Genomic DNA, 6078 nt, shown 5'->3' with positions numbered 1-6078 from the left:
CGGTTGGTGGTTTGTTTCTTTTTGGCGATTGATCAGATCGCACAATCCGGGCTGAGTTCCCTCAAAGTGATCTACTATTTGGCGCAGCTATTTAGTGCCTGAGCGGTGCCATGAACATTGCATCCGCAGTGGACTGACCCCACCCCGGCAGTCGCTCATAAGCCCAAAAAGCAGTAGAAAAAAGTGCTGGAACCCGATCCCTGTAGTAGAAGCCGCAATACCGGTTTTTATTCCCTCAGACCATGTCTTTATGCCAGCTGGCTGGCAAATAATCCCGAGGCACTGACCGCATCGACCGCGATTTTATTCAGTCGGCTGCGAATCATATCTGCCAGCGCGATGGTGGAAAAACCGGTGCAGGAAAAGGCAATTATCTCCGCACCTTCTTCGTAAAGCCGGTCGGCGCAGTCAAGGGCACTGGCTCGACCTTCTGTGGTCAGTAAATCCGTTGTGTTAGTGACCCCCTCAGGGCGGGCGTAACGCACATTTTCACCGAGAAGGGTGCGAAACGGCGCCGGTGCTGCCGACCCTATCCCCATCACTGCCACCGGACGTTTCAGCATCGCGGCGATACTGGCGCAGGCGCTACCCGCGGCAATCACTGGCACCGTGACGGCGGCACGCAGCTGTGCCAGACCGGGATCAGCAGCACAGCTGAGGAATAGGGCGGTACAGCCCTGCGCCTGCAGCGACCGACCCAGAGTGAGGATCTTCGGCACCGCCAGAGCTTCGCTGTCGGCATCGAAAATTCCGCTTCGCTGGTCGGCAATACAGCGGCTGATGGACGTAAGACCGTACTCCTGCTGAATCAGACGCCCGTGCTCTTCGACAAAATGCGTATCGTCATGGGTTAATACGCGAATAATCCCCAGCATCGGCACTCTCCTTCAGTAAAATTGGTGATCGGCAGCAAGCGTAATAGCTGGCTGGTCCGCTTTAAACAGCAGGCTGGGTTTGCTGCCCCCCAGTTGCGCATGGCCGTTGCGCACGGTTATCCAGCTGCCTTCCGGCAGACCCGTCACCTCAAGCTGAGGATCGACGGTAAGCAGTTCGCGGATACGCTGCTCGCGCGTCTCGCCCTGATGCCCGGTCGGGAGCGCATTGGTAAAGTGCGGATTGATTTGCAGCTTGACCAGGTTAAGGGCATCCAGTCCGCCCGGATCCACAATCGGCATATCGTTGGTGGTGCGGATGGTCGGGCAGGCGAGGTTTGCCCCGGCGCTCCAGCCGACATACAGCGCGCCATTCTTCACCGCCTGGCGAATAGGGTCGAGTAGTCCACGCTCGCGGCACTGTTTCAGTAGATTGAAAGTATTGCCGCCGCCCACCATCACAATATCGGCGGACGAAATGACTGCAGGGGCGTCATCAACCGTATGTATGCCGGTAATATCCAGCGCCAGTTCGGCCAGTGCCTGGCGGACTTTATCGGTATAGGCATCAAAGGCTTGTGTGACTCCAGCAAAAGGAATAAATACCACCTTTCGGCGTTCCCCGAGCTGCGCCTTCAGCAGCGGCAGGGCATACTCCAGGTACGCGCTTCCGGGCAGAACGGAGTTGCTTAGTAACAATAAATCCATGATTCTTCTCCTGTCACAGCAGATTACGTAACAAGTCGACTAGCAGCTTATTCGACAGCACCACCGGGATGGCGACGTGTTGGGCGCAGATGTCCTGATGCCAGGTGGTATAGCCCATACAATCGGTCAGAATCACCTCTGCGCCCTGAGCTTCAAGGGAGCGCGCAGCGTCGGCGACCTCCTCTTCGTTGGCGGTGTACGGTGAGGCGACGGCGAATACCGGCGTCTGCGGCGCGTCGCGCCATTTCTCCAGTTCGCTGGCGACCTGGGATTCCAGCGGCACGAGGATCCCGGACCGGCGCGTGCCGACGAGCGCATTCAGCGTCGGCGGCAGGATCTGATCCGGTTCGACAAGCCAGGATTTCTGACTATGCAGCCCGTGAAATTCGCCGGTGCAGAGAATGACAATAAGCTCGCAACCTTCTGCCTCCAGCCAGTCGATTTTCTGTTGCAGCGCCTCACCGACCGCCGGTTTTCCCATTACCACAGCACGCCCGTCCAGCAGGCGTGAGGTGAGCAGGGCATCGCCCGGTTGCGGCGCAAAGCGCGCCGCAATGGCGGCGTCATCCAGCCGGTCCAGTACCCCGGAATGCAGGCACTCCACATGCGGCGGCAGAGCGGCTTCAAGGATAGGGGTAATATCGCTGCGTGGCGCCTGACCGATGGTCAGGGTCCCAATTTTGCGAATCGTCATCTCAGACTCCCGATTGTCGTTTTTGCAGATGTGCCAGCGAACCGTAAAGATCCAGCAGGCGCTGGTATTCCGCTTTATCGAAGAACTGGCAGGTGCCGCGGCTAAACTCTTTTGCTACTTCCACCGCGAATTTACAGGCCAGCGCGATATCCGTTTCGTGGCTTGCGCCGGTGCCGCAGCCGGGAACGGTGCTCACGGCGGTGATCGCCACGCCTACGACAGGAGCCGCGGTGGCAATCGACGGCTGCAGGATGCTGTTAATGTGGTAGACACCGTTGCCGTACGGCGTTATATCCTGGGTGGTGATTGGGAAGGTCACCGGCAGTTGCCCGGTGGTCATCTCCATGACCCGCAGGAGATCGTCTGAAACACGCAGGATATAACCCTCCTTCACCGTCGGAGAGAGGGCAAAACCTTTATGGTTGATGATGCGGTTGCCTTTGGTGGTATCAATAGACAGGACCGCATCCATTTCATCGGACACTTCCTGCTCGTTCATATCCTCGGTGTCTACCGGCGAGTCCATAAAATCCACCGGCTCATGCGGGCGCGTTGGCGCATCCGGGCAGATATGGGTGGTGACGATCACATCGCCCGGCAGGCTGTCGCCCTGGCGCTGCATTTCCGCCAGTTTCAGGGCGCTGGCGATGGCCGCCACGGCACCGTCGGCATCGGAGACCAGACCGATACGTCCCGGACGTGCACCGATGCCGCCCAGACGACCGACGATCCCTAGGGTCGGCGCGCTGCCGCCGCTGCGTTTACCCTGCGTACCCGGAATGACAATTTTCACGAAATCCGTTCTGCCTTTCGGGCCGCTGACCTCTGTCACGCTCACCTCAAGACCGGCGTATTCCGCCAGCAGGTTTTTCACCTTTTCGCCGCTGGCATAGGCGCTGTCGAGTAACTCAAAGACCTGTAATGTTTGTTGTAAGCTCATGTTGTTTTCCCTGATGTTGCGTCGTTATTTTTTGCCGCCGGAGAGGACGGAATTAAAGAAGCTGAACAGTGCATCACCGGCGATAAGACCGGCTGCCAGCACTTCGATTTTGCTGCGTGCCGATTCACCCCCCACGCGCAGAACGATGGCGCGAATGGCGATTCCGATCATCACCGCCCATCCCGCCAGCGGGTTGTTAATCAGCAGACCCGTTGCCAGCAGGACGCCCATTTGACGACCGGGACCACCAATCAGCTGGATAATCGCGCCGGGAATGGCCCAAATCAGCAGCGATTTGGCGATATCCAGCGACACGCCGGCGTTAATTGCGGCGACGTAGACTTTGGCGACCGGTGGCACCAGTCCCTGTGAGAAGTAATCGCGGAAGATAAATAGCACCACAGGCATGGCGACCACAAAAGCCAGCATGGAGGCAATCAGCTGTTGACGGCGGCCTTCCAGTTCGAAGCGGGTATGTGCTCCTTTACCGCGCAGGATCCAGCCCGCTTTCAGGTCGTAGCCCATATCGGCAAATGCCGGGCCGGTGGCGGCAGAGAAGCCGCACAGCATCGCCAGCGCTTCCGGCGGGAAGCCAATCAAAATACCGATCAGCAGGGTAATTAACGCCACCGCAAAGGCCGGGAACCAGCCGGAGTGCATGGCTGCGAGGCCGACGATCATTTCATGCAGGAAGGCGGCAAATGCGGCGTAGATCATAATGCCGATAAGCCACGCCAGGGTCAGATGTGCATACAGGCCGCTGCCCAGGGCAATTAGCACGGAAATCGCCACGAAGCCGATTGCGCCGAAACGGATGGTTTTACCTATCTGCTCGTTCTGCGCCAGCGGCAGGGCCTCATCGTGACCGGCCTGTAGCGAAGGTGTGCTCTTGCTCTGACGGATCAGGCGGATAATCTGGAACAGCGCGACCACGCCCGCTCCGGCCATTACCCCGTGCGGGATATACATCTTGTTAATGTCGAGGCCGAACATCGGTTCGGAATAGCCGCGCAGCAGGAATCCGACACCCAGCATCCCCAGTGCCCAGATATTGCCGATAAACGCCGTGCCGAGTGCCGCCATCGGGAACTTAAACCACGAACCGATCGCACCAATCACAATGCCGGTGCCGAGCAGGGCTGCCTGTTTACCGCCCTGATCGCCTGCCTTGATCGACTCTGCCGCAGCGATGCCCGGCGGCCATGCGCCTTCCGCCGGGAAGATACGGGTATTAAATAAGCGGTACAGCAGCCAGGCGTCCAGCAGCATCGCCAGCGCTACGCCGATAAACATCGGCATAACCATCTCCTGATGACCAAACAGCCAGGGAATGGAGATTGGCAGCAGCAGCGAGTTGGCGGCACCAAAGGTTGCTGCGGAGGTGGCACTTTGCGCCAGGTTCTGGACATGGATAGAACGAAAACGTGCGAAGCACTGGATCGGGATACGGGCTATGATCATCGCCGCCATCGCGCCGATAATCGCGGTATTGGGGGTCACACCCAGGGTTGTTAACAACTGAACGCCGATGACGGCACCGAAGACACTCAGTACCAGCAACAGCAATAACGTGGCCGGGGCGAACGCGCGCGGATGCGTTTCGTTGTGACCCGATGAGGTTTCGGAATGGACGGTCTGACTCACGGTATTCTCCTGGCATAGACAAAAGGGGGGAATCAAGGCAGAGCGCTCACCAGCGTGTCGCCGGTTTTAGCGGCGATAGTGAGAGAGGTCTCTTTCAATAACGTCGCGATCCGTTGCAACTCTTCAGGTGTGGCAAGGTGTTGTGGAAACGACAGGCAGAACGCCACGGCTTCATGAGTGGCCGGGTCGCCTACCGCACAGCTAACGGATGCAGTCTCGGCAACCGATTCATTTACTGCCGTCGCATAACCCGCATCACGGGTACGGGCGACGGCAGCGACCAGCATGCTGACATCCTGACCGGCGCCGTTTAGCTGGGCCGCCACCAGTGGACTGGCGAAGAAATCATGCAGTTGGGTATCAGAAAAACGCGCCAGCAGCGCACGTCCGGTAGAGGTGCCCCAGGCAGGAGAACGGGAACCCGGCCAGGTGACGACCGACAGCGCCTGGCGGCCGTGGATCACCCGGAGGACCAGAATTTCCTGGTTATCAAGCATCGAAATATAGCCGGTATACCCGGTGCGTTCGCAGAGGCTGCGCAGCGCCGCGTCAACGTGATCGCTGAGGGTTATCTGACGGCTGACCAGATGGGAGGCAGACATGATCAGCGGTCCTGGCAGGAAGGTACCCTGGACGTCGTCTTTCTCCAGGTATCCGTAGGATTCCAGCTGGCTCATTACCCGTGAGGCGGTGCTTTTCGGCATACCGAGATGGATAATCACATCGCTGATGCGGATCGCGCGTTGCTGACTCACCATCAGTTTCAAAATACTGGCCGTGGTCTCTAAGATTGACATATTAAGGTCTCAAAAAATGGGACTAATGTTTCATTAAATGGAACTGCAAAAACGATACCAGTTTTTATCACATTGATTTTGTATGAAATTTTAATCCACGGTCAAAACGCGCGCACTATTAATGGGTGTCATATTGGTGCAATTGAATTGTAGGGCGGCATGAAATGGTGCAGCGGAGTGGTATGGTCAGACAGGAAAAAAACGGCCTCCTTAACGGAAGCCGGTTGATGTGACCGCTGCTAAAAACTTTATCTAAGAATGTGCATATCCTGGATGGAGTGGGCTGCTCATCGTCATTCAGATAAAACTCCACGGGATACTCTTAACGCTAAATAGCTGCGCCAAATAGTAGATCACTTTGAGGGAACTCAGCCCGGATTGTGCGATCTGATCAATCGCCAAAAAGAAACAAACCACCAACCG

The 6078-nt window shown here is 57.4% G+C and carries 6 protein-coding genes; all 6 read right to left on the bottom strand.

Going from position 1 to position 6078, the window contains the following annotated elements:
- Window positions 1-248: 248 nt before the first annotated feature.
- From ACI2JR_RS27750 to ACI2JR_RS27725, 6 genes are read right to left on the bottom strand one after another with little or no spacing between them, the layout of a single operon-like run.
- Window positions 249-875 (bottom strand): aspartate/glutamate racemase family protein, encoded by a 627-nt coding sequence (locus ACI2JR_RS27750; protein ID WP_462480044.1) that lies wholly within the window; start codon window positions 873-875, stop codon window positions 249-251.
- 12 nt (window positions 876-887) lie between these two features.
- A complete protein-coding gene (gene pepE, locus ACI2JR_RS27745) occupies window positions 888-1580 on the bottom strand; it encodes a dipeptidase PepE (RefSeq protein ID WP_462480043.1) in 693 nt (230 codons plus the stop codon).
- A gap of 13 nt (window positions 1581-1593) precedes the next feature.
- Window positions 1594-2274, bottom strand: a complete 681-nt coding sequence (locus tag ACI2JR_RS27740; protein WP_462480042.1) for an AroM family protein — start codon at window positions 2272-2274, stop codon at window positions 1594-1596.
- Window position 2275: 1 nt separating this feature from the next.
- Window positions 2276-3214, bottom strand: a complete 939-nt coding sequence (locus tag ACI2JR_RS27735) for a DUF1177 domain-containing protein (protein WP_462480041.1) — start codon at window positions 3212-3214, stop codon at window positions 2276-2278.
- 24 nt (window positions 3215-3238) lie between these two features.
- Entirely contained in the window at window positions 3239-4858 is a 1620-nt protein-coding gene (locus ACI2JR_RS27730) for an OPT/YSL family transporter (RefSeq protein WP_462480040.1), read from the bottom strand.
- A 32-nt stretch (window positions 4859-4890) separates the two neighbouring features.
- Entirely contained in the window at window positions 4891-5655 is a 765-nt protein-coding gene (locus tag ACI2JR_RS27725) for an IclR family transcriptional regulator (protein ID WP_462480039.1), read from the bottom strand.
- Window positions 5656-6078 lie beyond the last annotated feature (423 nt).

This window comes from Klebsiella sp. NPDC088457, assembly GCF_044900465.1.
Classification (GTDB): Bacteria; Pseudomonadota; Gammaproteobacteria; order Enterobacterales; family Enterobacteriaceae; genus Klebsiella.
This window is presented reverse-complemented; position numbering and strand designations above follow the sequence as displayed.

What these genes read in the sequence shown, in the direction of transcription:
- ACI2JR_RS27750 (WP_462480044.1), bottom strand. Translation starts at nt 875, where the DNA reads ATGCTGGGGATTATTCGCGTATTAACCCATGACGATACGCATTTTGTC.
- ACI2JR_RS27735 (WP_462480041.1), bottom strand. Translation starts at nt 3,214, where the DNA reads ATGAGCTTACAACAAACATTACAGGTCTTTGAGTTACTCGACAGCGCC.
- ACI2JR_RS27740 (WP_462480042.1), bottom strand. Translation starts at nt 2,274, where the DNA reads ATGACGATTCGCAAAATTGGGACCCTGACCATCGGTCAGGCGCCACGC.
- pepE (WP_462480043.1), bottom strand. Translation starts at nt 1,580, where the DNA reads ATGGATTTATTGTTACTAAGCAACTCCGTTCTGCCCGGAAGCGCGTAC.
- ACI2JR_RS27725 (WP_462480039.1), bottom strand. Translation starts at nt 5,655, where the DNA reads ATGTCAATCTTAGAGACCACGGCCAGTATTTTGAAACTGATGGTGAGT.